The organism is Microbacterium immunditiarum, assembly GCF_013409785.1.
Classification (GTDB): domain Bacteria; phylum Actinomycetota; class Actinomycetes; order Actinomycetales; family Microbacteriaceae; genus Microbacterium; species Microbacterium immunditiarum.
This window is the reverse complement of the sequence record NZ_JACCBV010000001.1, coordinates 945,147-969,614: the sequence shown is the minus strand read 5'-3', so window position 1 is coordinate 969,614 and position 24,468 is coordinate 945,147. Positions and strand designations below refer to the sequence as shown.

At 71.2% G+C, this 24,468-nt stretch carries 23 protein-coding genes; 6 read left to right on the top strand and 17 right to left on the bottom strand.

Features of this window, described 5'->3' with window-relative positions; all coding sequences use genetic code 11:
• Positions 1-44 precede the first annotated feature (44 nt).
• The 3 genes from BJ991_RS04285 to BJ991_RS04275 all read right to left on the bottom strand — a co-directional run bounded on the left by BJ991_RS04285 (position 45) and on the right by BJ991_RS04275 (position 5,274).
• Positions 45-3,797, bottom strand: coding sequence for a bifunctional proline dehydrogenase/L-glutamate gamma-semialdehyde dehydrogenase (locus tag BJ991_RS04285; RefSeq protein WP_179487783.1), 3,753 nt, complete (start codon positions 3,795-3,797; stop codon positions 45-47).
• A 90-nt stretch (positions 3,798-3,887) separates the two neighbouring features.
• On the bottom strand, positions 3,888-4,598 hold the full coding sequence (locus tag BJ991_RS04280; RefSeq protein ID WP_179487782.1) for a hypothetical protein: 711 nt from the start codon (positions 4,596-4,598) through the stop codon (positions 3,888-3,890).
• A 115-nt stretch (positions 4,599-4,713) separates the two neighbouring features.
• The gene (locus tag BJ991_RS04275) at positions 4,714-5,274 is read right to left on the bottom strand and encodes a thioesterase family protein (protein WP_179487780.1); all 561 of its coding nucleotides are present in this window, start codon (positions 5,272-5,274) and stop codon (positions 4,714-4,716) included.
• A gap of 140 nt (positions 5,275-5,414) precedes the next feature.
• Here BJ991_RS04275 and BJ991_RS04270 point away from each other — a divergent pair, with 140 nt between their 5' ends.
• Positions 5,415-5,921 carry a GNAT family N-acetyltransferase gene (locus BJ991_RS04270; protein WP_179487778.1) on the top strand — a complete coding sequence of 169 codons (507 nt, stop codon included), beginning with the start codon at positions 5,415-5,417 and terminating at the stop codon, positions 5,919-5,921.
• Between the two features lie 9 nt (positions 5,922-5,930).
• Positions 5,931-6,725: a coenzyme F420-0:L-glutamate ligase gene (gene cofE, locus BJ991_RS04265; protein ID WP_179487776.1), complete on the top strand. Its 795-nt coding sequence runs from the start codon at positions 5,931-5,933 to the stop codon at positions 6,723-6,725.
• Here cofE and BJ991_RS04260 read toward each other — a convergent pair.
• The 10 genes from BJ991_RS04260 to BJ991_RS04215 all read right to left on the bottom strand — a co-directional run bounded on the left by BJ991_RS04260 (position 6,701) and on the right by BJ991_RS04215 (position 17,471).
• Positions 6,701-7,591 carry a DUF4097 family beta strand repeat-containing protein gene (locus BJ991_RS04260; protein ID WP_179487774.1) on the bottom strand — a complete coding sequence of 297 codons (891 nt, stop codon included), beginning with the start codon at positions 7,589-7,591 and terminating at the stop codon, positions 6,701-6,703. The two genes, cofE and BJ991_RS04260, sit on opposite strands and share 25 nt — an antisense overlap.
• Positions 7,588-8,289 carry a response regulator gene (locus BJ991_RS04255; protein WP_179487772.1) on the bottom strand — a complete coding sequence of 234 codons (702 nt, stop codon included), beginning with the start codon at positions 8,287-8,289 and terminating at the stop codon, positions 7,588-7,590. Before BJ991_RS04255 ends, BJ991_RS04260 begins: the two co-directional genes overlap by 4 nt.
• On the bottom strand, positions 8,277-9,560 hold the full coding sequence (locus BJ991_RS04250; protein ID WP_179487770.1) for a sensor histidine kinase: 1,284 nt from the start codon (positions 9,558-9,560) through the stop codon (positions 8,277-8,279). The genes BJ991_RS04255 and BJ991_RS04250 overlap by 13 nt, the downstream gene beginning before the upstream one ends.
• A 170-nt stretch (positions 9,561-9,730) precedes the next feature.
• Positions 9,731-10,582, bottom strand: coding sequence for an MBL fold metallo-hydrolase (locus tag BJ991_RS04245; RefSeq protein WP_343048646.1), 852 nt, complete (start codon positions 10,580-10,582; stop codon positions 9,731-9,733).
• Positions 10,579-12,348, bottom strand: coding sequence for a cytochrome b/b6 domain-containing protein (locus BJ991_RS04240; RefSeq protein ID WP_179487766.1), 1,770 nt, complete (start codon positions 12,346-12,348; stop codon positions 10,579-10,581). The genes BJ991_RS04245 and BJ991_RS04240 overlap by 4 nt, the downstream gene beginning before the upstream one ends.
• Before the next feature lie 4 nt (positions 12,349-12,352).
• A complete protein-coding gene (locus tag BJ991_RS04235; protein WP_179487764.1) occupies positions 12,353-13,339 on the bottom strand; it encodes an electron transfer flavoprotein subunit alpha/FixB family protein in 987 nt (328 codons plus the stop codon).
• 13 nt (positions 13,340-13,352) lie between these two features.
• A complete protein-coding gene (locus BJ991_RS04230; protein ID WP_179487762.1) occupies positions 13,353-14,129 on the bottom strand; it encodes an electron transfer flavoprotein subunit beta/FixA family protein in 777 nt (258 codons plus the stop codon).
• A 149-nt stretch (positions 14,130-14,278) separates the two neighbouring features.
• Positions 14,279-15,055: an enoyl-CoA hydratase-related protein gene (locus BJ991_RS04225; RefSeq protein WP_179487760.1), complete on the bottom strand. Its 777-nt coding sequence runs from the start codon at positions 15,053-15,055 to the stop codon at positions 14,279-14,281.
• 23 nt (positions 15,056-15,078) lie between these two features.
• Positions 15,079-16,257 carry a thiolase family protein gene (locus BJ991_RS04220; RefSeq protein WP_179487758.1) on the bottom strand — a complete coding sequence of 393 codons (1,179 nt, stop codon included), beginning with the start codon at positions 16,255-16,257 and terminating at the stop codon, positions 15,079-15,081.
• A 5-nt stretch (positions 16,258-16,262) separates the two neighbouring features.
• A complete protein-coding gene (locus BJ991_RS04215) occupies positions 16,263-17,471 on the bottom strand; it encodes an acyl-CoA dehydrogenase family protein (RefSeq protein WP_179487756.1) in 1,209 nt (402 codons plus the stop codon).
• A 96-nt stretch (positions 17,472-17,567) separates the two neighbouring features.
• Between BJ991_RS04215 and BJ991_RS04210 the strand changes: the two genes are divergently transcribed.
• The 4 genes from BJ991_RS04210 to BJ991_RS04195 are packed head-to-tail and all read left to right on the top strand — an operon-like array spanning position 17,568 to position 20,615.
• On the top strand, positions 17,568-18,182 hold the full coding sequence (locus tag BJ991_RS04210) for a TetR/AcrR family transcriptional regulator (protein WP_179487754.1): 615 nt from the start codon (positions 17,568-17,570) through the stop codon (positions 18,180-18,182).
• Positions 18,183-18,212: 30 nt separating this feature from the next.
• The gene (locus BJ991_RS04205) at positions 18,213-18,971 is read left to right on the top strand and encodes an SDR family NAD(P)-dependent oxidoreductase (RefSeq protein ID WP_179487752.1); all 759 of its coding nucleotides are present in this window, start codon (positions 18,213-18,215) and stop codon (positions 18,969-18,971) included.
• Positions 18,968-19,762: an enoyl-CoA hydratase/isomerase family protein gene (locus BJ991_RS04200; protein ID WP_179487750.1), complete on the top strand. Its 795-nt coding sequence runs from the start codon at positions 18,968-18,970 to the stop codon at positions 19,760-19,762. The genes BJ991_RS04205 and BJ991_RS04200 overlap by 4 nt, the downstream gene beginning before the upstream one ends.
• A 13-nt stretch (positions 19,763-19,775) precedes the next feature.
• Positions 19,776-20,615, top strand: coding sequence for an SDR family oxidoreductase (locus BJ991_RS04195; RefSeq protein WP_179487748.1), 840 nt, complete (start codon positions 19,776-19,778; stop codon positions 20,613-20,615).
• Position 20,616: 1 nt separating this feature from the next.
• Here the strand turns inward: BJ991_RS04195 and BJ991_RS04190 are convergent, their stop codons facing one another.
• The 4 genes from BJ991_RS04190 to BJ991_RS04175 all read right to left on the bottom strand — a co-directional run bounded on the left by BJ991_RS04190 (position 20,617) and on the right by BJ991_RS04175 (position 24,438).
• Entirely contained in the window at positions 20,617-21,372 is a 756-nt protein-coding gene (locus BJ991_RS04190; protein WP_179487746.1) for an FCD domain-containing protein, read from the bottom strand.
• Positions 21,373-21,487: 115 nt separating this feature from the next.
• Complete coding sequence (locus tag BJ991_RS04185) at positions 21,488-22,453, bottom strand: acyl-CoA dehydrogenase family protein (RefSeq protein ID WP_179487744.1); 966 nt, start codon at positions 22,451-22,453, stop codon at positions 21,488-21,490.
• The gene (locus BJ991_RS04180; protein ID WP_179487742.1) at positions 22,450-23,598 is read right to left on the bottom strand and encodes an acyl-CoA dehydrogenase family protein; all 1,149 of its coding nucleotides are present in this window, start codon (positions 23,596-23,598) and stop codon (positions 22,450-22,452) included. The genes BJ991_RS04185 and BJ991_RS04180 overlap by 4 nt, the downstream gene beginning before the upstream one ends.
• Before the next feature lie 54 nt (positions 23,599-23,652).
• Complete coding sequence (locus BJ991_RS04175) at positions 23,653-24,438, bottom strand: enoyl-CoA hydratase-related protein (protein ID WP_179487740.1); 786 nt, start codon at positions 24,436-24,438, stop codon at positions 23,653-23,655.
• Between the last annotated feature and the right edge of the window lie 30 nt (positions 24,439-24,468).

The following is a 24,468-nucleotide window of genomic DNA, read 5'->3' as shown; positions in this document are numbered from 1 at the left end:
ACGGTCCAGCGCGGATCGTCCTGCTCTCGGTGCATCGACCTGTTCTAGATCACGGCCTCCGACCAGGAGTCGGGGTTTCCGAAGCGATGTGCTGTGATCGTGATCGACTGCTCGCGCAGGAACGGCAGCAGCTCGATCCGTCCCGCCGTCGTCACCTCGTTGTCGTAGACCGCCATGTCGGGGTCGCCGCCGGTCACCTCCGCGAGCGCGCGATGAAGGGCCGAGACGGATGCCGCGGAGCCCACGAGCCGCACGCGCGGAGGCCGCTGGGGGCGGGGTTCCAGGTCCACCGCATCCGCGCCGTCGCCCTCGGCCGCTCTCGCGACCCCGCCGACCCGCTCGATCCACTGCTCGTCCGTCTCGACGTACACGGCCACGCCCTGCTCGCTCAGCGCCCGGCGCACCGCCGGCGGGAAGCCCGCCGGAGCGCTCACAGTGAGCGGAGTGCCGGCGCGGACGCCCGCGAGGGCGACGCGGAGGGTGTGGTGCCACGGGGCATCCGCCGTCGCCCTCACCGCGAACCCCGGAACCGGACGGTACCGGAACAGGTTCCGCTCGACGCCGAGACGCGACACGTCCTTGACCTGGCCGAACTCGCGGTCCCACGCGAGGGCGTCCGACAGCGCCGCACGGCGCACCCACTCGAACTCCTCGAACCCGAGCGAGGGCTGCGCCGCCTCGATCACCTCGGCGATGCGGGTGTCGAGCCCACGCAGGTGGAGCGTCTTCGATACCGTCGCACCCGCCGACGCGCGCCATTTCCCGAGCCCGATGAGGTAGTTCGGGCCGCCGGCCTTCGCGCCCGCGCCGACGGACGAGCGCTTCCACCCGCCGAACGGCTGGCGCTGCACGATCGCGCCCGTGATGCCGCGGTTGACGTAGAGGTTGCCCGCCTCGACGCGCTCGAGCCACAGCGCGAGCTCGTGCGGGTCCTGCGTGTAGAGGCCCGCCGTGAGGCCGTACGACACCGCGTTCTGCAGCTGGATCGCGTGCGACAGCGACTGCGCGTGCATGACGCCGAGCACCGGCCCGAAGAACTCCTCCCGGTGGAACCGCGATCCGGGCTGCACTCCGGTGCGGATGCCCGGGGTCCACATGCGCCCGGTGTACTCGGGTCCTGCGTCGACGAGCGTCGGCTCGATGAGCCACTTCTCGCCCTCGGCGAGGGTCGTGAGAGCCCACTCGAGCTTGCCGTGCGGCTGCTCGATGACAGGGCCGACCTCCGACAGCGGGTCGGTCGGCGGCCCGACGCGCAGCGACGTCGCGGCGTCGAAGAGCTGACGCGCGAAGCGGCGCGAGTGCCCCACGGGTCCGACGAGGATCGCGAGCGACGCGGCCGAGCACTTCTGGCCGGCGTGGCCGAACGCGCTCTTGACGAGGTCTCCTGCCGCGAGATCGAGGTCGGCCGACGGGGTGATGATCATCGCGTTCTTGCCGCTCGTCTCGGCGAGCAGCGGCAGCTCGGGACGCCACGAGCGGAAGAGGGCCGCGGTCTCCCACGAGCCCGTGAGGATGACGCGGTCGACGTCCGGGTGCGACACGAGCCGCTGCCCGAGCGATCCTTCGTCGATGTCCACCAGCGCGAGCACATCACGCGGGACACCGGCCTCCCACAGCGCCTCGGCCACGACCGCCGCGCAGCGACGCGCCTGCGGCGCGGGCTTGAACACGACGCCCGATCCCGCGGCGAGCGCGGCGAGCACTCCGCCGGCCGGGATCGCGACCGGGAAGTTCCACGGGGGCGTCACCACCGTGAGGCGCGACGGCACGAACACGGCGCCGCTCACGCGGTCGAGCTCGCGCGCCGTCGCGGCGTAGTAGTTCGCGAAGTCGACGGCCTCGCTCACCTCGACGTCGGCCTCGGCGAGCACCTTGCCCGTCTCGGATGCGGCGACCTCGATGAGCTCCGCACGGCGCGCCTCGAGCGCGCGACCCGCGGCCTGCAGCACGGCCGAGCGCTCGGCGGCGGGCAGCGCGCCCCACGCACCGGCCGCCTCGCGCACGCGGGCGACGACGCCTTCGAGCGCGGCGGCGTCGTCGATGCGCGCGGCGTGGATCGTCGCGTCGCCCGCGGTCGAGAAGTCGACGCGGCCCAGGATCTCGCGCCCCCAGGCGCGGTTCGCCGCGAGCGCCGGGTCGGTGTCGGCCGCGTTCTCGAAGCCGGGGGCGCCGGATGCCGGCACCTCGCTCTCGCGCGGGGAGTAGACCGCCGTCTCGACGAACGACTCTCCGCCGAAGAGCATCGGCCCTCGGTCGGGCTCGACGGGCGCGGTGTCGGCCGGCTCGCCCGCGCGTGCGATGCCGAGCACCGCCTTCGTGAGGCCCGCCTCGGCGGCCCGGCGCGCGCGCGAGCGAAGGCCCGGGGTCGCGGGCGCCGCCTCGGCGACGGCGGTGCGGTCCTGCGTGCGGTTCGGGCCGGTCGGCAGCGTGGAATCCGCCGCGCGCCGGATCGACGCGAGGAAACGATCGCGCTCGCGCGCGAACATCGACGGGTCGTCGGCGAGGTCGAACGCGGCCGACAGGAAGTTCTCGCTCGACGCGTTCTCCTCGAGGCGGCGCACGAGGTAGCTGATCGCGACGTCGAACTCGTCAGGACGCACGACGGGCACGTAGAGCAGCACGTGGCCGACCTCGCGCGAGACGGCGGCCACCTGGCCCTGCGCCATGCCGAGGAGCATCTCGAACTCGATGTGCGCGCGCACTCCGCGCTGCCCGGCAAGCAGCCACGCGTACGCGATGTCGAAGAGGTTGTGGCCCGCGACGCCGATGCGCACCGCCGCCGTGTTCTCGGCGCGCAGCGCGAAGTCGAGGCACCGGATGTAGCTCGCGTCGGAGTCGAGCTTGCTGCCGTAGGTCGCGAGCGACCATCCGTGCATGATCGCGTCCACCCGCTCCATCGCGAGGTTGGCGCCCTTGACGAGCCGGATCTTGATGCGCGAGCCGCCGTTCGCGACGCGCTGCTGCGCCCACGCGGTGAGCTCTTTGAGGGCAGGGAGCGCGTCGGGAAGGTACGCCTGCAGCACGATGCCGCCCTCGAGGCGGCGCAGCCGCGGGTCTTCGAGGATCCGCGTGAACACCGCGATCGTGAGGTCGAGGTCGCGGTACTCCTCCATGTCGAGGTTGATGAAGGTGCCGTCGGTCGCCGCGGTGAGGTACAGCGGCATGAGGCGCTCGACGACCTTGTCGACCACCTCGTCGAATGCCCACATCGAGATGTGGCTCGCGATCGCCGAGACCTTCACCGACACGTAGTCCACGTCGGGGCGGCGGATGAGCTCGTGGATCCCGTCGAGCCGTCGCAGCGCCTCCTGCTCGCCGAGCACCGCCTCGCCGAGGAGGTTCAGGTTGAGCTTCGCGCCCGACTCGCGGATCTTCGCGATCGCGGGGCCGAGCTTCTCGGGCCGTGCGTCGACCACGAGGTGCCCGACCATCCTGCGCAGCACGCGGCGGGCGATCGGCACCGTCGGCCACGGCAGCACGGGAGCCACGGCTCCGCCGGCGCGAACCGCTCCTCTCAAGGACCACGGCAGGAAGCCGGGCGCGAGCGGCGCGACGCGCTGCAGATTCGTCGCCGCCGCCGTGAGGCTCTCGGGCCGCATCACGCCGTCGACGAAGCCGATCGTGAAGGGCAGTCCGTTGGGGTCTTTGAGTACGCCGGCGAGTCGCTCGGCTGAGGGGTCCACGTCGACCTGGGCGCTTTCGGCGATCCACCGCTGCGCCAGTCCCACGGCCCGCGAGGCGAGATCGTCGCCCGGGGCCGCGAGGTCGGTGTCCCCCTGGATGGGGTTGGTCACCATGCGTCAAGCCTACGACGCCCACCGGGGGACGAATCCCGCCGGTGGGCGTCGCCGGTGCGGCCCCCGAGTGCGCGAGGGGGCCCGACGGCTTCACGTGCGATCGGTGCGCGAGCGACGGAGGTCTTCGTCCGTCGTCCCGGTCGCGTCCGCATCCGTCGTACGGGTCCGGTCGCTGTCCACGTCGACGCGCCGCTCGGCAGCGGAGGTCTCACCGGAGTAGGTCTCGCCGGGATACGTCTCGCCCGGGGAGGCCGCGGGGGTCGTGTGCGCGGCAGGCGCCGCATACGCTCCGCCCGCAGGGACCGCGCCCGCGTCGGCACCGCCGGTCCGGCGCATCGTGTCGGCGTCGTCCGCTCGACGGGTGTCGGCCGCGTCGGCTCGCGCACCCCCGTCGTCGGCGTTCCGGCGGCCGTCGCCGCCCGCGTAGGGGTCGACGTCGTCGGCCTTGCGCAGCGTCTCCTCGTGCTCGGCGCGGGCCCTCGCGGCATCCGCCTGCAGGTCGTCGATCGACTCCATGCGCCGTTCGGCGTCGACGGATGCCTCGGCCGCCCGCGCCTGCGCCTGCTGAGCCGCCGCGGCGGCTGCCGCCGCGTCCGCCCGCGTGCGGACCACTTCCGCTTCGCGCTCGCGCGCGGCGAGCTCCTTCTCGCGCGCCTCGGCCCGCAGCTTCTCGGCCTTCTCGTGCTGCGCCCGCTCGCGGGCCTCACGGCGTCCGCGTGCGGTGACCACGAGGACGACCGCGACCACGATGATGACGACGACGATCGCGACGATGATCCAGATGAGGGTGGTCGTGTCCACGGCTCACTCCTTCCGTTCGCGCCGCGGGTAGCCGGCGCTCCGGACTCAACGGAACCGGAGTGCGCCGCAGGCGACAACGCCCTTGCGCCGAGGGCGGCAGTCCGCTAGCCGCGTGTCACGCCCAGAGGCTCGGCGCGGGCGCCTTCGTCGATGGAAGTGACGACGCGGCGGCCCATTCGCCCACCCAGGACTCGAGCTCGGGGAGGTTGTCGGGGCGATGCAGCGCCTCGAAGAGCTCCTCGAGCGGGATGACTCCTCCCCCGCGGCGCAGGAAGCGCGCGCGCACGACCATCTGGGCGTACACCTCGCCGTCGACGACGGCGCGGTGCATCATGTACGTCGCCTTGTCGTCGTGCCCGATGAGGCGAGACTCGACGGTGAACGCCTGCCACAGCTCGAGCGACTTGCGGAACGTGATCGTCTCGCTCGCGACCACCGCGTACCAGCGCTTCTCCCTGAGGAGGTCCCACAGGCCGGTGCGGACCATGAGGTCGAAGCGCCCCAGATCGAACAGCGACGCGTAGCGGCCGTTGTTCATGTGCCCGAGCAGGTCGAGGTCGGTCGGCATCGTGTGCAGGCGCACGCGCCCCACGGAGTCCGGGGCGATGGGGCCGTTCCGGCGCAGCATCCGCCGCGCTTGCCAGATCGTGAGCAGAGTCCGCCAGATCACATTCACGGGGAGCGATCGTAGTGATCGACGAGTCGTCGGGCGATTCGGTTGTCGCTCTTCGACAGAAAAGCCCCGCTTCACTGTGCTCGGGCACCGTCGGGTACCGCCGATTTCACTCCTCGCGAGCCCGCGCGTAGAGTCTGGCCATGAACGCCGAACTGCAGACTGACATCGTCGTCCGTCCTGTGCGAGACGTCGACGCCGAGGCCCTCGGCCGCGTGCACGCCACCTGCTGGCACGAGACCTACGACCACCTCATCAGCAAGGCCGCGCTCGAGCGCATCTCGCCGAAGCGCCTCGCCGAGCTGTGGACCCACTGGGCCGTCCAGGGTCCCGAGTTCACGATGTGCGCCGCCCTCGTCGACGGCGAGATCGTCGGCTTCGCCGGCTCGGGCCCCGCCCGCGACAAGGACGCGCCGCGCAACCGCGAGCTGTACTTCATCTACCTGCTCGACGCGTGGCACGGCACCGGGATCGGCCAGAGGCTGTTCGACTCCGTCGTGCGCGAGGGCGAGCCGCTCTACCTGTGGGTCGCCGACGACAACCCGCGTGCCCATCGCTTCTACACCCGCAACGGGTTCACCCTCGACGGCGCCTCGCACACCGAGCCCTTCCTCGGCGAGACGCTGACCGAGGTGCGGTTCGTCCGCTGAGCGCCTGACGTGCTGCAGGTGCGGGCCCTGTCGGGCATCCCCGAGGTGACGCCCGGCGCCGACCTCGTCGAGATGATCGCGGATGCCGCGGCCGACACGCTGGAAGACGGCGACATCGTCGTGGTGACGTCGAAGATCGTGTCCAAGGCCGAAGGCCGCATCGTGCGGGCCGACGACCGGGACGACGCGATCACGGCCGAGACCGTCCGCGTCGTCGCGACGCGCACGTCCGAGACCGGCCACGTCACCCGCATCGTGCAGAACCGCCTCGGCATCGTGTCGGCCGCCGCGGGCGTCGATGCGTCGAACACGCCCGAGGGCACCGTCCTTCTGCTTCCCGAGGATCCGGATGCCTCGGCCCGCGCCCTCGCGGCCGGCCTCCGAGCGCGCCTCGGTGTGCGCGTCGGAGTCATCGTGTCGGACACGCTCGGCCGCGCGTGGCGCGACGGCCAGATCGACCACGCGATCGGCGCGGCCGGCGTCCACGTGTTCGAGGATCTGCGCGGCGGAACGGATGCCGAGGGCCGCCCCCTCATCGTCACGATGCCGTGCGTGGCCGACGAGCTCGCGGCCGCGGCCGACCTCGTGAAGGGCAAGGCCTCGCGGCTGCCGGTCGCGGTCGTGCGCGGACGCGCCGACCTCGTGGGCGACCTCGACCTGCCCGGAGCCCGGTCGATCGTGCGGTCGCTCGACCGCGACATGTTCCGTCTCGGCACCGACGAGGCGTACGCGGAAGGGTTCGCGGCCGGCGGTGCGGCCGCGAACCCCTCGTCGTCCGCTCAGCGCGAGCGCAGCGTGACCTGACCCGCCGACACCTCCACGTGGATGGTGCTCGACGCGCTCGGGTCCGATCCGATGCGATTGTCGAAGCCGCCCGCTGACACGTCCGACGTCACGACGTAGTCGCCGTCCGGCACCGACAGGTTCAGCGATCCGGCGCTCAGGTCGACGGTGATCTCGTCGGGCTGCGACCCCGTGAGGCCCGCGTCGAGAGATCCCGCGTTGACCGTGAGCTCCGCGGTCGCGACATCCGCGAGCTCGAGGTCGGCGCGGCCGGCGTTCATGTCCGCAGTGAGCGACTCGGCGGAGCCCGCGATGTCGGCGCGACCGGCGTTCATCGTGAGGTCGAGGTCGGCGAACTCGCCGTCCACGTCGAGCGTTCCCGCCGAGAACGCGATCTCGGCGTCGACGCCCTCGAGGGACTGGGGCAGACGCAGCACGGCGTCGCCCGGGCCGCCGAACCAACCGCCGAAGACCCACCACGGGCCCCACATGCGCGGCGAGCTCACGACGAGGTCGCCGCCTTCGCGGTCGAGCACCCAGCGGTCGGCGCCCCACGAGCTCGTGACCTCGAGTTCGGCCTCGCGCACCGAGCCGAACTCGACGCGCAGCGATCCCGCCGATGCGTCGATGTCGAGGCGCTCGACGCCGGCGACGTCGACAGTGCGGCTGGTGGTGTGCACGGATGCCGAAACGATCGTTCCCACGATCGCCGAGACGATCGCGCCGACGATGACGAGGCTGCCGAACACGATCGCGAGGATCGCGACGACGCGGGCCGCGCTCGACGGCGGCCGCTGCGGCGAGCCTCCCGGCGGGGTGGGGCCGCCGGGCACAGGCGGCGGGCCGGAGGGAGTGGCGGGCGGGGGCGGGTTCAGAGTCGTGCTCATCGGTTCGTTCCCATCTGCGGCGTCGTGCCGCCTGGCGTCGCGGGCCGGGACCCGCCGTGTTCGAGGTGGGCGAGCGCTGCGAGCACCCGCCGGTTGCCGGATTCGTCCGGCTCGAGGTCGAGCTTCTGGAAGACGGCCGTGATGTGCTTCTCCACGCTGCCCTCGGTGACGTGCAGCGTCTTGGCGATGGCCTGGTTCGAGCGACCTTCGGCGATGAGGGCGAGAACGGATGCCTCGCGGTCGGTGAGGCGCTGCATCCGCTCGTCCTTCCTGCGCCTGCTGAGCAGCTGCGCGACCACCTCTGGGTCGAGCACCGTCGCGCCGCTCGCGATGCGGTCGATCGCCTCGAGGAAGTCGGAGACGTCCGCGACGCGGTCCTTGAGGAGATACCCCAGCGCGCCGTCGCTCGACGCGATGAGGTCGGACGCGTAGCGCTCCTCGACGTACTGCGACAACACCAGCACCGCGAGTCGCGGAAGCCGTGCGCGCAGGGAGATCGCCGCCCGCACACCCTCATCCGTCCAGGTCGGGGGGAGCCGCACGTCGATGATCGTGAGGTCGGGTGCGGTCTCGTCGACGGTCTGGTCGAGGTGGCCCGCGTCCGCCAGGGGCGCGACCACGACGTGTCCGGCGTCTTCGAGCACGCGCACGAGACCCTCGCGCAGGAGTGCGGAGTCCTCGCAGATCAGGATGCGCACGGGATGCTCACCTCCACGCTCGTCGGGCCGCCGACCGGGCTGTCGAGGCGCGCCTGACCGCCGGCGGCGACCACGCGGTTGACGATCCCGTCGAGGCCACCGCCCGGCACGACGCGGGCGCCACCCACGCCGTTGTCCTCGACGCGGGCCCACAGCGTGCGGCCTGCCTCGGGGGTGGCCCCCTCACGCAGTCGCGCAACCACGCGCACCTCGGTGCCGCGCGAGTGCTTCGTCGCGTTCGTGAGCGCCTCGGCGATCGCGAAGTAGGCGGCGGCCTCCGCGTCGCGGCTGCAGCGCCCGTCGAGGCGGACATCGAGGTGCACCGGGATGACGGACCGCGCCGCGAGGGCGGACAGCGCCGCGTCCAGGCCGCGGTCGTCGAGCACGGCCGTGTGGATGCCGCGCGCGAGCTGACGGAGCTCGGTGATCGCGGCCTTGGTCGAGGTGTGCGCCTCGGAGATGAGGTCCTTCGCGGCATCCGGGTCTGTGTCGATCTTCTGCTGCGCGAGCCCCAGCGTCATGCCGACGGAGACGAGCCGCGGCTGGACGCCGTCGTGCAGGTCGCGCTCGATGCGCGTGCGCTCGACGTCGGCGGCGCGGACGGCGCCGGCGTGCTGGACGCTCGACGTGCGGGCGGCCTCGGCGAGCTGCGCCTCACGCGAGGGGACGACGATCGCGCGGGCGATCACGCCGTGCAGGAGGGCGAGGCCGACGATCGCGGCGAGCGCGACGATCGCGGAGAGGATGCCGATCGGAACGGCCCACGCCATCGGCACATCGATCGCGGTGCGGGCGAGGCGCACAGCGCTCGCGTCGGCGAACAGCGGCGAGAACGCGAGCACGACGCCCGACGCGAACACGGCGACGAGGAACAGCACGATCCAGCCGAGGATGGTCGAGATCGCGAAGTTCGCGATCGCGCGCCACGTCGTCGGGTCGATGATCTGCAGCCCGATCGTGCGCATGAAGCCCGCGAACCCGGGACGGCCGCTCGTGCGCGGCCGGCCGACCGGCAGCCCGAAGCCGTACAGGCCGTCGACGCGGGCGGTCTCGAGCCACCCCACTGCGAACAGCGCGTACACGAGGCCGAGGAAGACGATGAGCCCGATGCCGAGCACCGGGAGAAGGCCGATGCTCAGCCCGAGCAGAGTGGCGAGCACCGCGAAGATCGCGGGGCCGATCACGCCGAGGGCCGCGAGCTGTGCGATCGCACCGGCGACACGCGCGGGCGACGTGACGCGGCGAAGGGTGTCAGGACGTTCGGAGGACATACCCCCAAGGTAGGGGCGGGCGTCGCGGCGCGCGCCTGAGGCATCCAGAGTTCTTTCGTCGGGTTAACCCCCGGTCGCACGGGTGCCGAGATTGCGCGAACGACGGGCGGATGCCACGTCCGGCCGCAGTTCGCGCAATCTCGGGATCGTCTGGGGCGCCGCGGCCTCGCTCAGTCCGTCTGAGCGAGGTACTCGAGCTGTGCGCGCGTCGATGCCTCCGCGGCGAAGCGCACGGCCGGGTCGATGCGCGCGTACACCAGGTCGACCACGCTGCTCACGAGCGCGGGATCTTCGGACGGCTCGCGGTCGAGCTCCTCGAGCGCCGCGCGCACTTCGTCGAGGCGCGACGCGCGGTGCGTGGCGTATCGCGCGCACGTGCCGGCGAGGTCGGGCAGCCCCGGTCCGTGCGCGGGGAGCACGGGGATCGCGCCGAACTCCGCGAGGCGGTCGAGGCTGCGCAGGTACGCGCCGAGCGATCCTCCGGGGTGCGCGATGATCGTGGAGCCACGCCCGAGGATCGTGTCGCCCGTGATCATCGTCCCGCGCGCGGTGCCGCCGGCGTCGCGAGGCGGGGCCTCGGGCGCTCCGTCCTCCACGGCGGTGTCGTCGGGAAGGTGGAAGCTCACCGAATCGGCGGTGTGGCCCGGGGTCGCGATGACGTCGAGCCGCACGCCGGCGGCCTCGATCCGCTCGCCTTCGGCGAGGGGCGCGCCGCCGTGGCACAGCCGTGGGTCGAACGCGCGCACCGGCGCTCCGGTCCGGGCGGCGAGCCGCGGCGCGCCCTCGACGTGGTCGCGGTGGTGGTGCGTGAGCAGGATCAGCTCGACGGGTCCCTCGGCCTGCAGGCGGTCGAGGTGCCCGTCATCGTCCGGACCGGGGTCCACGACGATCGCGGCCGGGTGACCCGGCGCGCGGATGACGAATGAGTTCGTGCCGTCCAGAGTCATCGGCCCGGCGTTCGGGGCGAGCACACGCGTGACCTGGTGCGTCCACCGCTCGGCCGCGAGCGCCCGGCGGATCACCGGGCGGTGACCTTGCCGAACAGGCGCGCGATGGGTGCGAGCACGAGGGGCCGGGCCGCGACCCATGCCGCGGCGATGACGATCATCGAGGCGACGAAGATCCAGAAGCCGACCCAGTTCACGGCGTCCTGCGACGCGTACATGTGGTTCAGGTTGCGCAGGGCGCCGGTCGCGAACACGAGCACCACGTGCACGAAGATGAACAGCACGAAGTAGATCATCACGGGGAAGTGGATCGCCCGCGCCCACTCGACCGGGTACGCCTTGTTCAGCCCGGCCGCGTCCTTCGGCCACACCCCGCTCATGCGCACACCGGTGATCGCGGCCAGCGGGGCGGCGATGAACACCGTCGTGAAGTACGCGAGCTGCTGGAGCGAGTTGTAGTTGACCCACCCGTTCTCGGTCGGCCAGTCGAGCGAGACGTACTGGAGCGCGGCCGAGACCGCGTTCGGGAACACCTCCCAGCTCGTCGGCACGATCCGCATCCACTGCCCCGTCACGAACAGCAGCACGACGAAGACCACGCCATTGACGAACCACAGGATGTCCAGCGACTGGTGGAACCACAGCGCGAGGCTGATCTTGCGCTTGCTGTTCCACCGCGGCGACCAGAACGCGGTGGGCCGCTTCTCGGTGCGCACGCGCAGGCCGGAGCGGATGATCAGCACGATCAGGAACACGTTGAAGAAGTGCTGCCACCCGAGCCACGGCGGCAGGCCGACCGGAGCGCCCTCGGGCAGGTGGTACTCGCCCGGATACGTCGCGAGGAAGTCCTGCATGAAGTCCAGGCTGAGCAGCCACCGCACGAACAGGACGACCATGCCGGCGGCGAACAGCAGCCCGAGTCCGCCGACGATCGCCGCGCCCGCCCACTGACCCTTTGTGAACGGTCCGATGCGCTGGGGCTCGGGTCGCGGGGCAGGGCGAACGGATGCCGCGGCCCCCGGCCACACCGTGGGGGTGAAAGGCAGCGGCGGGCGGGGAGCGGTCGCTGCAGGAGCGGGAGGTGCGGCGGATGCTGCGACCGGCGCGGCTGCAGCAGCCGGTGCTGCGGCCGGCGCGGCGCCCGGGCGTGGGAGGCCCGTGCGGACGGGGCGCGCGGGAGCGGCGGGCACGGCAGCGACCGGCGCGGGCGCGACCTCCGTTGCCGGGGCCGCCGCCTCGGACGCTACGAGAGCGGGGGATTCCTCCCCGGGCGCTGAGCGGGCGAAGCGAGACGAAGCGGCAGCCGCCGTGCGATCCGGGGCGAACCCTGCCGGCGGCCACGGCTCTCCGCCCGACGTGCGCGGGAGTCCGCGGCGCAGCGGTCGGGTGCTCGTGGCCGCGGCGGGGGCTGCTGCGGCGGGAGCGGTTGCCGCGGTGGGGGCTTGCGCTTCGTCTCGCTGCGCTCGCGCAGCGACCGGGGCGGAAGGCGCTTCAGCGTGAACCGCGACCGGGGTCGACGGCAGCGCGGACTCCGGCGGCCACGGCTCACCGCCGGGAAGCCGCGGCAGTCCGCGCCGCACGCGACGCACGACGCCGGTCGCGGCGACCGGGGAGGCGGCATCCGCCACCATCGTCTCGACGGCAGCGGGCGCTTCGTCTCGCTGCGCTCGCTCGGCGGCCGGGGCGGAGGGCGCCTCGGCTTCAGCGACGGCCGGAGCGGAAGCGGCCGGAGCGGATTCGACCTCGACCACGCCGGCGGGCGCGTCGCCGTTCGGCGGCCACGGCTCTCCGCCGGCCACGCGCGGGAGCCCGCGACGCAGCGTGCGGCCGTACGTTGCCATGCGGTTACGCCTTCTTCGCTTTGAGGGCCGCGATCAGCTGGGGCACCACCTGGAACAGATCGCCGACGACCCCGAAGTCCGCGATCTCGAAGATCGGGGCATCCGCGTCCTTGTTGATCGCGACGATCGTCTTCGCCGTCTGCATGCCCGCCTTGTGCTGGATCGCGCCCGAGATGCCGAGAGCGACATACAGCTGCGGAGCCACCGACACACCCGTTTGGCCGACCTGGTATGACTGCGGCACGTAGCCGGCATCGACCGCGGCGCGCGACGCGCCGATCGCCGCTCCGAGCGCGTCGGCGAGCTCCTCGACGAGCGCGAACTTCTCAGCCGAACCGAGGCCGCGGCCGCCCGAGACGACCTTCGCCGCTCCGCGCAGCTCCGGACGGGACGAGGTCACCTCGGCCTGCGTCACCTCGCCGACCGAGGCGGCACGACGCCCGGATGCCTGCACCGTGAGTGTCTCGGTCACGACGGGCTTCGCCTCGGCGCGCGTGTCGATGGCGCCGATCCGCACCGTGATGACGGGCGCTCCCCACGTGACGGCCGAGTCGACGCTGTAGGCGCCGCCGTACACGGAGTGCTGCGCGACCACGCCCTCGGCATCGCGCGAGACGCCGACCGCGTCGACCCCGAGGCCGGAGCGCGTGCGCGCCGCGAAGCGGCCGGCGACGTCGCGTCCTTCGATCGAGTGCGAGACGAGCACGGCGTCGGGACGGACGAGATCGGATGCCGCCACCAGCGCGTCCACGACGGGAACGGTCAGCTGCTCGCCGAGGCCCGCGGGCTCGGCGAGCAGCACCGTCGGGGCGCCGAGCTCAGCGGCCGCGGCGGCGAGCGCCTCGTGGCTCGCGGCCGGCGCGACTACGAGCGCGACGGGCGTGCCGATGCCGGATGCGGCGCCGAGCAGCCCCGCCGCCGACTTCGCGAGCTGCCCGTCGGGCGTCGTGTCGAGGAGGACGAGGATCGAGTCTTCTGCGTACTCAGCCATCACCATGCGCCCTTCACACCAGCCGGTTCTCGATGAGGAAGTCGGCGAGCTTCTCGCCCGCGTCACCCTCGTCGACGATCTTGACTCCCGCTGCACGCGGGGGCTTCTCACTGATCCCGATCACGATCGAGCGCGAGGCGTCGGCGTCGTGCGGGTCGATCGCGAGATCCGCGAGCGACAGCGTCTCGAACGGCTTCTTCTTCGCCGCCATGATGCCCTTGAAGTTCGGGAAGCGCGCGTCGGGAAGGCGCTCCGTGATCGAGATGACCGCGGGAAGAGCCGCCGTCGCCTCTGCCGTGCCGCCGTCGGTCGCGCGCTCGCCGGAGACCGCGGCATCCGTGATCTCGACCGAGTTGAGGCCCGTCGCGGCCGGCACGTCGAGCAGCTCGGCGACCATCGACGCCATCATGCCGCCCGAGCCGTCGGTCGACTGGTTGCCGGCGATCACGAGATCGAAGCCGATCTTCTGGAGCGCCGCCGCGAGCACCTCGGCCGTCAAGCCCATGTCGGCACCCAGCAGCGCCTCATCGACGACCTGAACCGCCGACGCGGCACCCATCGCCAGACCCTTGCGCACCGTCGCGGCCGCCGACTCGGGCGTCATCGACAGCACCACGACCTCGGTCCCCGCGTTCTTGTCGGCATGGCTGAGCGCGACCTCGAGGGCCCGCTCGCCGATCTCGTCGAGGACGGTCTCACTCGCCGCGCGGTCGGCCAGGCCGGTCTCGAGGTTCAGCTTGCGGTCCCCGTACGTGTCGGGGACCTCCTTCACCAGCACGACGATCTTCATCGACTCTCCTCACGCCTCCGGCGAGTCTACCGACGGCGGCTTTATGTACCCAATCGGCGAGGCTTTCCCGTCGCGAGTGGGCGATTGGTTGGGTTAGTGCATACATTCCGGCGCGTGCGGAGCGGCATCCGATCGCCCGTGCCGGTGAGTCAGCGGTGTTCGAACCGCGGCTCCCGCTTCTCGCGGAACGCGGCCATGCCCTCCGTCTGGTCGGCGGTGTCGAACAGCGCCGCGAACACGTGCCGCTCGAACCGCAGGCCCTCGGCGAGGGGCGTCTCCATCGCGGCGTCGAGCGCCGCCTTCGTCGCGTACAGCGCTGGCAGCGACTTCGACGCGATCGTCTCGGCGACTCGACCGGCCTCGGCGAGGAGCTCATCGGCGGGGACCACGCGCGAGACCAGCCCGGCGCGCTCCGCCTCGGTCGCGTCGATCAGGCGACCGGTCAGGATGAGCTCGGCCGCCTTGTAGTACCCGATCGCGCGGACGAGCCGCTGCGAGCCGCCCATCCCCGGCATGACCCCGAGGTTGATCTCGGGCTGGCCGAACTTCGCCGTGTCGGCGGCGAGGATGATGTCGCACATCATGGCGAGCTCGCATCCGCCGCCGAGCGCATAGCCCGAGACCGCCGCGACGACCGGCGTGCGCACGGCCGCGAACCGCGGCCAGCCGCCGAAGTGGTCGCCCATGAGCATCTCGAGGCCGGACTTCGCCTCCATCTCCTTGATGTCGGCGCCCGCGGCGAACGCGCGCTCGGATCCGGTCACGACGATGCAGCCCACGCCCTCGTCGGCGTCGAACGCCTCGGCTGCGGAGAGGATGTCCCACATCACCTGGGTGTTGAGCGCGTTCAGCGCGTCGGGTCGGTTGATCGTGATCCAGCCGACGCGGCCCTCTTGCCGCACCAGGATCGTCTCGTACTCGGTCATTGCGCGGTCCCTTCCACCTCGGGTCACAGCCGTTCGATCACAGTCGCGTTGGCCAACCCTCCGCCTTCGCACATGGTCTGGACGCCGAAGCGCCCGCCGGTGCTCTCGAGGTAGGCCACCAGCGTGCCGAGCAGGCGAGTGCCTGACGACCCGAGCGCGTGGCCGAGCGCGATCGCGCCGCCCCACGGGTTCGTCTTCGCCAAGTCGGCTCCGAGCTCGTGCGCCCAGGCCAGCGGGACGGACGCGAACGCCTCGTTGACCTCGAACGCGTCGATGTCGTCCACGCCGAGGCCGGCGCGCTCGAGCACCCGACGCGTCGCCGGAATGGGCCCCGTGAGCATCATGAGCGGGTCGTCGCCGACGACGGCGAAGGAGTGGAACCGCGCGCGCGGACGCAGGCCGAGCTCATCGGCCTTCTCCTCGCTCATGATGAGCGCGGCGGAGGCGCCGTCGGTCAATGGCGACGAGTTGCCGGCGGTGACGCGGAAGTCGAGCTCGGGGAAGCGCTTTTCCATATCGGGGGTGCGGAACACGGCCGGCAGCTCGGCCAGGCGCTCGGGCGTCGTGCCCGCACGCACGGTCTCGTCGCGGCTCACCTCGCCGGCATCCGTCGTGACCTTCAGCAGCTGCCCGTCGAACAGGCCGGCGTCGAGCGCCGCGGCGGCTCGCCTGTGCGATTCGGCGGCGAACTCGTCGAGGTCCTCGCGCGAGAGGCCCCAACGCGCCGCGATGAGCTCGGCCGAGATGCCCTGGTGCACGAGCCCGTCCGGGTACCGCTCGCGAATCCGAGGAGACGCGGTCTGGCCCGGGCCGGCCGAGGTGCCCAGCGGCACGCGGCTCATCGACTCGACACCACCGGCGATGACGATGTCGTAGGCGCCCGCGATGACGCCCTGGGCGGCGAAGTGGGCGGCCTGCTGACTGCTGCCGCACTGCCGGTCGATGGTCGTCGCCGGCACGCGTTCGTCGAATCCGGCCGCGAGCACGGCGTTGCGGGCGATGTTCACACCTTGCTCTCCGACCTGACTGACGCATCCGAGGAGGACATCGTCGATCTGCGACGACTCCAGGCCGTTGCGCTCGAGCACGGCCGTGAGCACCCCGGCCGCGAGATCGACCGGATGGACCGACGACAGCGCGCCTCCTGGCTTGCCCCGGCCGGATGGTGTGCGGATGACGTCGACGATGACTGCGGTGGTCATGGTTCTCACATCGCTTTCGGAGTGATCTGGGCGCTCGCCAGTGCGCGCGCGGGTCTGGTCTGAGAACGGTCGCCGTGGGCGAGGTGGCGCGAGATGATCAGTCGCTGGATCTGATTCGTCCCTTCGAAGATCTGCATGACCTTCGCCTCGCGCAGATACCGCTCCACGGGGAAGTCCTTGGTATATCCTGCCCCGCCGAACACCTGCACGGCGTCCAGCGTCACCTTCATCGCGTTGTCGGTGGCGATCAGCTTCGCGATCGACGCGGCTCGGCTGTACGGCAGGCCCCGGTCGCGCAGGCGGGCAGCAGCCAGATACGTCGCTCGTGACGATTCGACGGCAGCCGCCATGTCGGCCAGGACGAAGGCCAGGCCCTGATGGTCGATGATGGCTCGGCCGAACGTCTCCCGCTCCTTCGCGTACGCGACAGCGGCATCCAGCGCCGCCTGCGCGAGCCCGGTCGCCACCGCGGCGATCCCCAGACGCCCGGAGTCCAGTGCCGAGAGCGCGATCGCGAGTCCCTCCCCTTCCGCCCCGATGCGGTTCTCGTCCGGGACGAAGACGTCGTCGAAGTGCATGGTGGCGGTCGGGGATGCGGTGAGGCCCATCTTGCGCTCGGGCGCGCTCGCGGTCAGGCCCGCCGTGTCAGCCGGGACGAAGAAGCAGGAGATCCCGTGGGTGCGGTCTTCGGATGTCCGCGCCATGACGATGTAGAAGTCGGCGTGCCCGCCGTGGGTGGTCCACGCCTTGGCTCCCGAGATGACGTATCCGCCATCCACCTTGCGGGCGGCGGTCCGCATCGCTGCGGGGTCGGAGCCCGCGTGCGACTCGGAGAGGCAGTACGCGCCCAGCGTCTCTCCTCCGAGCGTCCAAGGAAGGAGCCTCTCGCGCTGCTCGTCGGTCCCGAACATCGCGACCGGCATGCTCGCGAGGGCGTGGACGCTCACGCCGACGGCGACGCTCGCCCACGTGCCGGCGATCTCCTCGAAGACTTGAAGGTAGGTCTCGGCGGGCTGGTCGCCCCCGCCGTACTCCACCTGGTACGGCAGGCCCAGAAGGCCCGCGGCGCCGAGCCGGGCGAAGGCATCGCGAGGGAACCTGCCGTCCTGCTCGTCCTGATTCACCCGCTTGGCCAGGGTTTTCTGACAGAGCTCGCGCGTGAGCTGGATGAGGTCGTCGGCCTCCTGTGTGGGCAGGATCCTCGTCGCGGTCATCATCGCGTCTCCTCGTCCTGATGTGGATCCGGTCTTCCGGGTACTGGTCAAGTACCGTTTTCGGTACTGAATTACAGTTTGTGGTACTCTCTGAGTATGCCACGACTGGTGCGCGAACGGCGCACACCGACCAGGACGACGCAACGCCGCGAGGATCTCGTCGAACGCCTCATCGACGTCTTCCTCGACGAGGGCTTCGCCGACACGAGCATCGAAGACCTCGCGCGTGCCCTCCGCTGCTCGAAGTCGACGCTGTACACCGTCGCCGGTTCCAAGGAGCAGATCATCGTCGCCGTCGTGCGGGCGTTCTTCCGGCGCTCTGCCGAGCGGGTCGAGGCGGCAGCGGCCGACGAGAGCCTCGACCCGCTCGATCGCCTGCGTGCATATCTCGTGGCGATCTCGAGCGAGCTGGCTCCTGCCACCCCGGCGTTCTTCGCCGACCTCGACAGCATGCCCGCCACGCAGGAGATCTACCGCGACAACACCCGGATAGCGGCACGCAAGGTGCAGGACTTCGTGCGGCAGGCAGCTCCCCGCACCTCGAAGAGCACAGCGACCTTCATCGGCGCCGTCGCTGCGCAGGTCATGGAGGCCATCCACCGCGGTGAGATCGAGGCCGCTACCGGGTACGACGACTCAGCGGCCTATCGCGCACTCGCCGACCTCATCGTCGCCGGCATGAGCCGCCGCGCGGATCCCGCGGCCAACTGACGTCCGGGCAACACAACTCGAAGGAGATCAATGAAGATTCAGGGAACGACAGCGCTCGTGACCGGCGCGGCATCGGGGCTCGGAGCAGCCACGGCGCGCTCGCTGGCCGAGCAGGGCGCATCCGTCATCGGCCTCGACCTCGCGGGCGGCATCGAACGGGCCGAGGCGGTGACGGGCGTCACCTACGTCGCCGCCGATGTGACCAGCGAAGTCGACGTCCAGTCGGCGCTCGACGGCATCGGCGCAGACGCGCCGCCCTTGCGGATCGTCGTGAACTGCGCGGGCATCGGCCCCGCGCAGCGGCTGCTCTCGAACAGGGGCATCCACGATCTCGAGCTCTTCCGACGGACCATCGAGGTCAACCTCCTCGGCACGTTCAACGTTCTCCGTCTCGCTGCCGCGCGGATCGCGGAGGCCTCTTCCGACGAGCACGGGCAGCGCGGCGTGATCGTCAACACCGCCTCGGTCGCCGCGTACGAAGGCCAGATCGGCCAGGTGGCGTATGCGGCGTCGAAGGGCGGAGTCGTCGGGCTCACGCTGCCCGCGGCGCGGGACCTCGCCCGCTCGGGCATCCGCGTCAACACGATCGCCCCGGGGATCGTGAACACCCCCATGCTGGCCGCGCTGGGTCCGGAGGTCGGGGCGTCCCTCGCCCAGAGCATCCCCTTCCCTCAGCGGCTCGCCCGCCCGGACGAATACGCCCAGCTGGTCACGATGATCATCCAGCACGACTATCTCAACGGTGAGACGATCCGCATGGACGGCGCGATCCGCATGGCTCCGCGATGACCGCCGACGCGGCCCGGGTCGCGAGCGCGCCGCACGTGCGCGTCTCGCGGGACGGCCACATCGTACGCATCGCGCTGGCCCGCCCGGAGGCGGCGAACACCGTGAACCTGGCGATGGCGCGAGCCCTGCTCGGCGAGCTCGAGCGGCTCGTCGCCGATCCGCCGCGGGTGCTCATCATCGAGGGCGAGGGCGGGGTCTTCTGCGGCGGCGGGGACGTCCGCGAGATGGCGGCCGCCGACGATGTCACCGCATACCTGCACGACCTGGCGGGGACCTTCCATGCGGCTCTCCTGACCCTGGACGACATCGACTGCGTGACGATCGCCGCCGTCGACGGTGCGGCGGCAGGCGGTGGACTGGGCCTGGCGCTCGCGGCCGACGTCGTCATCGCGACCGAGCGATCTCGGTTCCTCACGGCGTACGAGAAGCTCGGCGTGACCCCCGACAGCGGGGTGACGCACCGTCTCGCGCGCGCCGTGGGCAGCGCACGCGCCCTGTCGATGACCGTCCTGAGTCGGCCGCTCGACGCGGCGACCGCTCATGCGTGGGGCATCGTCGCAGACGTCGTCGCGGCGGACGCGCTCGCGTCCGCGATCGACGGGCTCGCCGCCGAGCTCGCGTCTCGGCCCACGTCTCACATCGCCGCCACGCGACGGCTGATCCGCCAGGGCGAGACGACCACCCTCGACGCCCAGCTTCGGGCCGAGGCATCCGGAATCGCCCGATCCGCCGCCCAGCCGCACGCGCTCGCGGCGATCCGAGCTTTCGCCCCGCAGCGGGCAGCCGACTGAACAGGAGACTCCCATGACCGCACAGGCCTCCCTTTCAGGGCGCACCATCGTGATGTCCGGCGGCAGCCGCGGCATCGGCCTCGCGATCGCGCTGCGCGCGGCCGCCGACGGCGCCAACATCGTGCTGCTCGCCAAGACAGCGCAGCCTCACCCGAAGCTGCGCGGAACGGTCTTCGAGGCGGTCGAGCTCATCGAGGCGGCGGGCGGACGCGCGACCGCCGTCGTCGGCGACGTGCGCGACGACGACAGCATCGCCGAGGCCGTCGCGGCGGCCGAGGAGCGATACGGCGGCGTCGACATCTGCATCAACAACGCCAGCGCCCTGCAGCCGCTCAAGACGCTCGATCTCACGCCCTCGCAATACGACCTGATGCAGGACATCAACACGCGCGGCACGTTCATGCTCACCCGGGCGTGCCTTCCGCTGCTCGTCCAGTCGGACAACCCGCATGTCCTGACGCTGAGCCCGCCACTCAACCTGACCTCGCAGCGGTGGCTGGCCGAGTTCCCCGGCTACCTGCTGTCGAAGTACGGCATGAGTCTTGTGACGCTCAGCCTCGCAGCAGAGTTCGCCGAGAAGGGCGTCGCGGTCAACTCGCTCTGGCCGCGAACCACCATCGGGACGGATGCCGTGCGCAATCTGCTCGGAGGTGACGCGGCGATGTCGCGGGCACGACGGCCCGAGATCGTCGCCGACGCGGCCCACGCCATCATCTCGGCGCCGAGTTCGGCCCGGACGGGTCAGCTGTTGATCGACGAGGACGTGCTGCGAGAGTCCGGGGTCACGGACTTCGCGCCGTACTCGTACTCCGGAGTCGACGCCGGGCTGGACGGCGACTTCTTCCTGGACTGACTCAGAGGCTCTTGAACGCCTGGACGGCGACGAGCGACGAGGCGTCGACGACCTCCTTGCCGTAGCGCTCGAGGACGATCTCCTGGGTCGCTCGCAGGTGGGCGGTCGCCAACGCGGTAACACCGTCGACGTCACCGTCTGTGATGAGGCGGACGAGCGCGGCATGGGTGCGGAACGACTCCCGCTGTGAATCCACGCCGGGGTACTGGGACGCGGCATTGGCCGATTCGGCCCAGATCTGCTCCTGGATCGACCAGATCGCGACCATGCTGCGCACGAGCAGCTGCATCGTCTGGTTGTCGAGCCCCGCGACGAGGATGTCGTGGAAGGTGCGCGCAGCAGCGGAGTACCGTGCCCCGTCGCCGATGTGGGCCTCGGTCTCGGCGAGACTACGCTCCAGCGCGGGGACGATCGTTTCTGCACGGTCCGCGCGCGCGGCGCACGCCGCCGCGCACATCGGCTCGAGGATGAGGATCGTGGCGGCCAGGTCGGCGACGGTGACTCCCTGGCCCTGCAGCGAGAGCGCGAAGGCGTACGCGGCGGACGACCAGCTCGGCTTGTGGACGTAGGCACCGCCGAACTTGCCGCGACGCACCGTGATGAGCCCCTCTGCTTCGAGGATGCGAAGCGCCTCGCGCAGGGAGGGGCCGCTGACACCGTACTGGGCGGCGAGGTCATCCTGACGTGGAAGGGGCACGTCGTCGGCCTCGCTGCGGAGGATCCGTTTGCGCAGGTCGGCGGCGATCGATTCTGCCACGCGGGGCGACAGCCCGATTCTGGCGCCCTGCGGGCGGTCCCCTACCTCGTGCACGTTGCCTCATCTCGCTTCGAAGACATCCTCACAAACCTTATATGGTTCGTGGGGCGCGAGCCTAGTGCGGCGACGAAGGCGGAGACGTCGGCGTGTCTCCGACGTGCCCGAACTCCCGCCACCCGTCTCGCTCGATCGCGGCCAGCAGGCGGCCCGCGAGCGCGTGCCGGTCCTCCGGGAGGCGAAGGGCCGTCTGGGCGGCACGCGAGAGCCACGAGACGTCCACCTCGTCCGTGAAACCCATCGCACCGTGAAGCTGATGTGCACCGCGAAGAATCGTGCCGGCCGACTGCTGGACCGCCGAACGCAGCGCCAACGCGTCGACGAGCGCCTCGTCGCGGTCCACCGAGAGACGCCAGACGGTGTACTTCGCCAGCTCCTCGAGCGATTCGAGCGCGACGGCCATGTCGGCGAGCTGGAACCCGACCCCCTGGAAGGTGATGAGCCTGCGCCCGAACTGCTCGCGCTCACGCGTGTAGCGGACGGTGTCCTCGACGGCGTGCTCCAGCAGCCCGAGCAGCCACCACGCCTGCAACGTGACGGCGAGCGCGGCCGTGGCGGGCGAGCGCTCCTCTGTGGAATCCGCCGACATCCGGACGGCAAAAGGCGCGAGCATCGTCCCGAGCACCTGCGGCCGCTGCGGCAGGAGCCTGCGGATGCGCCCGTCCAGCGCGACGCCCGTCCACGCCAGCGGCAGGTCGCCATGAGAGACCAGCGCCGGGGACGAGCCGCCCACGATCGCGGTCGCACCCCCGGATGCCGGGGCGGCGAGCCGCTCGGCGACCGGGTACGGCACCGCGAAGAAGCCGGCCGATCGGCTCGCGCTGGCCGCGACCTCCAGCTCGAGTTGATCAGCGAGGGGGCGCACATCCCACAGCCCCATCGCTTCGAATATCGACCCCGCCTGTTCGCGGACCGCGAGGTCGTCGCCCGCTTTCCGCAGCAGGTCCAGACCGCCGGAGGCGGCGATGCTCTCGCGGAGCACGTCGCCGACGTCGACGGCCTCTGAAGCCAAGCTCGAGTTCATGCGCGCTCCAGAAACTTCGCGATCGTGTGCTTGTTCATCTCGACGGTGCCCGAGGCGACCGTCGCCGACAGGGAGTACCGCCAGTGATCCTCGACCTCGCGCTCGAAGAACGTCGACTCCGCCGTGGCGCCGACCGCGCGCTCGCCGAGCATCTCCATGAGGATCTCCGCGGCCTCCTGATCGAGGGTCGTCACCACGATGCGGTACCCGGCCGCGGATAGCGGTGAGAGCGCGGACGACTCCTCGCCGACGAGGCGGTACGCGAGCAGGCGCGCCTGCCGCGCCCGAACCAGCGCGCTGGCCCAACGCTCGCGCAGCGACTCCGGCAATTCGTCCCACTGGTCGCCCAGAGCACGCGGCGCCTCGCGAAGCAGACGCTCGGAACGCGCGTAGCGGGCGATGCCGATCCGCTCGAATCCGAGCACATCTGACACGATGTCCCATCCCGCGCCGACATCGCCGAGCACCTGGGCATCCGGCACCCACGCATCGTCGAGATACACCTCATTGAGATGGTGCTCGCCGAGCATCGCGGCGATCGGCCGCACCTCGACGCCCTGCTGATCCATCTCCATCAGGAAGACGGTGATGCCGCTCTTGCGACCGCCGGGCGGGCCCGTGCGCGCCAGCAGGAAGCACCACTGCGCCATGCGCGCGTACGACGTCCAGACCTTCTGGCCGGAGATGGACCAACCGCCGTCGATCTTCGTCGCCTTGGTGCGCAGAGCGGGCAGGTCGGATCCGGCACCCGGCTCGCTGAAGCCCTGGCACCACACCACCTCGCCGGCCGCGATCGGCGGGAGGTGCTGGGCCTGCTGCTGCGCGGTCCCGTGCCGCATGATCGCCGGCCCCACCCAGTTCACGCCCATGTACTGGGCGCCGCGAGGCTCGTGTGCCGCCCACATCTCCTCACGAACGGCGGTCTGCTCCCAGACGTCGCTGCCGCCTCCACCGAACTCGGGAGGCCAGGCGGCTGCGAGCAGCTTGCGCCGGCCGAGCTCGCGCGAGAACGCCTCGGTGAGGGCGAGATCCTCGGGGTCGGCGGTGAACGCACCGAGGAAGTCGTGCGGGATGTGCTCCGCGATGAGCTGGCGCAACTGCGCGCGCAGCTGCGCCACAGACTCCGATTCGCGAAAGTCAAGCACGGACACCACCTTCAGGTCAACTTCTCCAACTTTATAAAGATTACCCCTTCTAGGCTAGTTATCGCCACCCGTAGCGTGTCGCCTCTGCCCGGAGTCACGTCCGACCGTCGCCGACAGCTCCTCTCGCGCTCGCGACCGATCGACGGTCCACGAGGAGAGGGCTGCTCTTTCCACGTCCAGAGACGGCTCCAGCGCGATCGCCCGCCCTTCCCGGTAGAGCCGGACCATGTTCGCGGTGCTCCGGGGATCCAGCCTCGCGACCGCATCCGCCACTTCGCGGACACGCGTCCAGAGATCCTCGTGCCGGACGACTTCGTTCACCAGACCCCACTCGTACGCGGTCCGTGCACCGATAGCCTCGCCGGTGAGACTCATCTGGCGCGCCCGCCATGCTCCGATGGCAGCCGGCAGCTCCGCGCTGAGTCCCCAGCCAGGTGTGAGCCCGAGCACGGCGTGCGTGTCTGCGAACCGTGCGCGATCGGACGCGATGACCATCGAGCACGCGAGCGCGATCTCGAGTCCGCCGGACACGCAGGCGCCGTTGACCGCCGCGATCGTCGGGGTCGACAGCGAACGCAGCATCGTCGCGGGGTCGACGGGCGGCGGCGTGTAGTCGGGATCGCCGAGCAGCTGCTTCGCGTCGACACCGCTGCAGAAGGCCGGATCGGCGCCCGTCACGATGATCACCCGGACATCGGGATCGCGGTCCGCTCGCGCGAGGCACTCCACCAACCGGACGCGGCTCGCGCGGTCGAGCGCGTTGCGCGTCGGAGGGTGGTCGAAGCGCACCAGCATGACCTCCCCGTCGGTCTCGAGGCGAATGCGAAGGCTGTCTTCCACTGTCTCTCCCTGTAATCTCTATAATCATTA

What these genes read in the sequence shown, in the direction of transcription:
- BJ991_RS04185 (WP_179487744.1), bottom strand. Translation starts at nt 22,453, where the DNA reads ATGAACTCGAGCTTGGCTTCAGAGGCCGTCGACGTCGGCGACGTGCTC.
- BJ991_RS04235 (WP_179487764.1), bottom strand. Translation starts at nt 13,339, where the DNA reads ATGGCTGAGTACGCAGAAGACTCGATCCTCGTCCTCCTCGACACGACG.
- BJ991_RS04285 (WP_179487783.1), bottom strand. Translation starts at nt 3,797, where the DNA reads ATGGTGACCAACCCCATCCAGGGGGACACCGACCTCGCGGCCCCGGGC.
- BJ991_RS04220 (WP_179487758.1), bottom strand. Translation starts at nt 16,257, where the DNA reads ATGACCACCGCAGTCATCGTCGACGTCATCCGCACACCATCCGGCCGG.
- BJ991_RS04230 (WP_179487762.1), bottom strand. Translation starts at nt 14,129, where the DNA reads ATGAAGATCGTCGTGCTGGTGAAGGAGGTCCCCGACACGTACGGGGAC.
- BJ991_RS04225 (WP_179487760.1), bottom strand. Translation starts at nt 15,055, where the DNA reads ATGACCGAGTACGAGACGATCCTGGTGCGGCAAGAGGGCCGCGTCGGC.
- BJ991_RS04205 (WP_179487752.1), top strand. Translation starts at nt 18,213, where the DNA reads ATGAAGATTCAGGGAACGACAGCGCTCGTGACCGGCGCGGCATCGGGG.
- BJ991_RS04240 (WP_179487766.1), bottom strand. Translation starts at nt 12,348, where the DNA reads ATGGCAACGTACGGCCGCACGCTGCGTCGCGGGCTCCCGCGCGTGGCC.
- BJ991_RS04200 (WP_179487750.1), top strand. Translation starts at nt 18,968, where the DNA reads ATGACCGCCGACGCGGCCCGGGTCGCGAGCGCGCCGCACGTGCGCGTC.
- BJ991_RS04250 (WP_179487770.1), bottom strand. Translation starts at nt 9,560, where the DNA reads ATGTCCTCCGAACGTCCTGACACCCTTCGCCGCGTCACGTCGCCCGCG.
- BJ991_RS04260 (WP_179487774.1), bottom strand. Translation starts at nt 7,591, where the DNA reads ATGAGCACGACTCTGAACCCGCCCCCGCCCGCCACTCCCTCCGGCCCG.
- BJ991_RS04210 (WP_179487754.1), top strand. Translation starts at nt 17,568, where the DNA reads ATGCCACGACTGGTGCGCGAACGGCGCACACCGACCAGGACGACGCAA.
- BJ991_RS04195 (WP_179487748.1), top strand. Translation starts at nt 19,776, where the DNA reads ATGACCGCACAGGCCTCCCTTTCAGGGCGCACCATCGTGATGTCCGGC.
- BJ991_RS04215 (WP_179487756.1), bottom strand. Translation starts at nt 17,471, where the DNA reads ATGACCGCGACGAGGATCCTGCCCACACAGGAGGCCGACGACCTCATC.
- BJ991_RS04270 (WP_179487778.1), top strand. Translation starts at nt 5,415, where the DNA reads ATGAACGCCGAACTGCAGACTGACATCGTCGTCCGTCCTGTGCGAGAC.